Below are 2,140 nucleotides of genomic sequence, written 5' to 3'. Positions count from 1 at the left end.
ATAGCCGGGGCTTTTAGAGCGTCACTGACGGTAATCGCTGTAATTTTCTTAGCATTCTTCCCAAGCTCCTTCTGCTCATCGATAATCTCATCTCGACCCGCCTTGGTAAACACTCTCGCATCAATATTGGCATCGACATCAAGCCCTGCGGTTTGCTGATCTTTGATGATAATTTCGGTATTGAGCGCATCACGGTTGACACCCGCTAGGCTATCTTTGCCAGTTATCGAATCACTGGTGACGATGACACCTTCGCCTACGGTCGCCAGCGTTTTACTTTCAAACTCATTGGCATTATTGGCAACTTGTATGCCAAGGTTGTTAATGCTTTGATCTTGTTTCCCTGTACCTACGCCGATACTTCCGCCTAGGTTACGCTGCTCATTGGTAGCAGTGTTGGTGATATCTTGGGTCGTTAAGGTCTCGGTGGTGAAGTTAAGTGTGCCATTGCTTTGGTTGCCATCGCTATCAGTTTGAATATTGGCGATGATACCGCCTATGTTGGTGGTATCGCCTACTGTGATAGATTGATTGTTACCTCTATCGATGATGCCGCTTTGTTCACTGGCTATGCTGCTTTGTGAGCTGCCTTTTGCTTTATTGGCCCCTAGACTGCCCCCTGTCGGTATTGGTGTGCCTGTGGCTATGTTGGCATTGATACCGATATTAGCTCCTGAGCTGTTGTTACTGCTGTCAGTGGTGTTTTGTACGGTTTCAATGTGAAGTTTATTTGTGGTATAGCTACCTTCACTTGCGCCACTTATGTCAATACGTCCGCCATTTAAGGTGGTGGTATCAGCATGACCCTTTAGGCTACCAACATTAAGGTTAGTATTGGTTTGGGTGGTGCTGAGACTTTGTGAGTCGCTCTTTTGGGTGCTTAATCCTAAGCCTACGTTGCCTGCGGTGTTGATGCTGGCGGTTTGGGCGTTGGTTTTGCTGTTGCTGCTGGTGGTTGTGGTTTTTAATTTTAAGGTTTTATTGTTTGAGGATAGATGACCGTTTTATTTGCTACATATTGCTTTATTCAGACCTAAAAAAGCTGGGCTAAAATCCCAGCCTACGCTTGCTAGCCATCCGTTGTATGATTCCAACCCTCTGTTTCAATCTCTTTCACTACTTCGCTGTAATGCTTTGGTAGCTTCCTATCTCTATAGTATGGTGTTTCCCAAGCTTCTTCTGGATCTAGACCACCTCTAAAACTATCTATCATACGGTCATAAGGCTCTCTAACTTCTGGCCATGATAACTCATCACCTAACACTCGACCGACATAACTCATCATATAACTTTGAAATGCGAATGGCTCATTAATATCTCCCCTTATAGCCAAACGATAAATAGGCTCAAATGCTTCTAAGACTGGCTTGACTGTTCGTGTTTCTTTATTTACAGCTTTGATAACATCTTCTTCAGTCCATTGATCACGATATGTAGAAAAAGCGTCTATAATTCCTTCTCTAGACTTCCAATTAATAAGAGCTTGCTTAAATTCAATCGCTGCTTGTTTGATTTCTTCTTTGTCCATTTTAAATTGCGTCATCTTAACTTCACTTGGCTTAGGTGAGCTTAGTTCTACCTTTACTCTTGATTTAGATAAATTTGCACTACTAAAAGCAACTAATATAAGTAGAAACAACCGCGTTTTAGCCATCCGTTGTATGATTCCAACCCTCTGTTTCAATCTCTTTCACTACTTCGCTGTAATGCTCTGGTAGCTTCCGATTTTTATAGTATGGTGATTCCCACATTTCTTCTGCAGTTAGTCCCCCTTTTAAACTAGTTATTATACGATAATATGGGTCTTGTACTTCTGGCCATGATAACTCATCACCTAACACTCGACCGACATAACTCATCATATAACTTTGAAATGCGAATGGCTCATTAATATCTCCTCTTATGGCTAGGCGATAAATAGGCTCAAATGCTTCTAAGACTGGTTTAATCATTCTTGTATTAAATTCAATTGATTTTTTAATATCCTCTTCTGTCCATTCTGGACGATGTATTGCAACAACTCTTTCAATTTTCTCTCTCGATTTCCAATTAATAAGAGCTTGCTTAAATTCAATCGCTGCTTGTTTGATTTCTTCTTTGTCCATTTTAAATTGCGTCATTTTACTTTACCTTTATGATG

4 protein-coding genes are annotated in these 2,140 nt (G+C 41.2%); 2 read left to right on the top strand and 2 right to left on the bottom strand.

Annotated elements, in window-relative coordinates:
• Positions 1 to 452 precede the first annotated feature (452 nt).
• Complete coding sequence (locus AC2SLT_RS13105) at positions 453 to 584, top strand: hypothetical protein (protein ID WP_486548092.1); 132 nt, start codon at positions 453 to 455, stop codon at positions 582 to 584.
• Positions 571 to 723: a hypothetical protein gene (locus AC2SLT_RS13100; RefSeq protein ID WP_486548091.1), complete on the top strand. Its 153-nt coding sequence runs from the start codon at positions 571 to 573 to the stop codon at positions 721 to 723. Before AC2SLT_RS13105 ends, AC2SLT_RS13100 begins: the two co-directional genes overlap by 14 nt.
• 346 nt (positions 724 to 1,069) lie before the next feature.
• Here AC2SLT_RS13100 and AC2SLT_RS13095 read toward each other — a convergent pair whose 3' ends face one another.
• Positions 1,070 to 1,654, bottom strand: a complete 585-nt coding sequence (locus tag AC2SLT_RS13095; RefSeq protein ID WP_486548090.1) for a hypothetical protein — start codon at positions 1,652 to 1,654, stop codon at positions 1,070 to 1,072.
• On the bottom strand, positions 1,647 to 2,120 hold the full coding sequence (locus AC2SLT_RS13090; RefSeq protein WP_486548089.1) for a hypothetical protein: 474 nt from the start codon (positions 2,118 to 2,120) through the stop codon (positions 1,647 to 1,649). Before AC2SLT_RS13090 ends, AC2SLT_RS13095 begins: the two co-directional genes overlap by 8 nt.
• Positions 2,121 to 2,140 lie beyond the last annotated feature (20 nt).

Source organism: Psychrobacter sp. CX18 (genome assembly GCF_057396215.1).
This window is presented reverse-complemented; position numbering and strand designations above follow the sequence as displayed.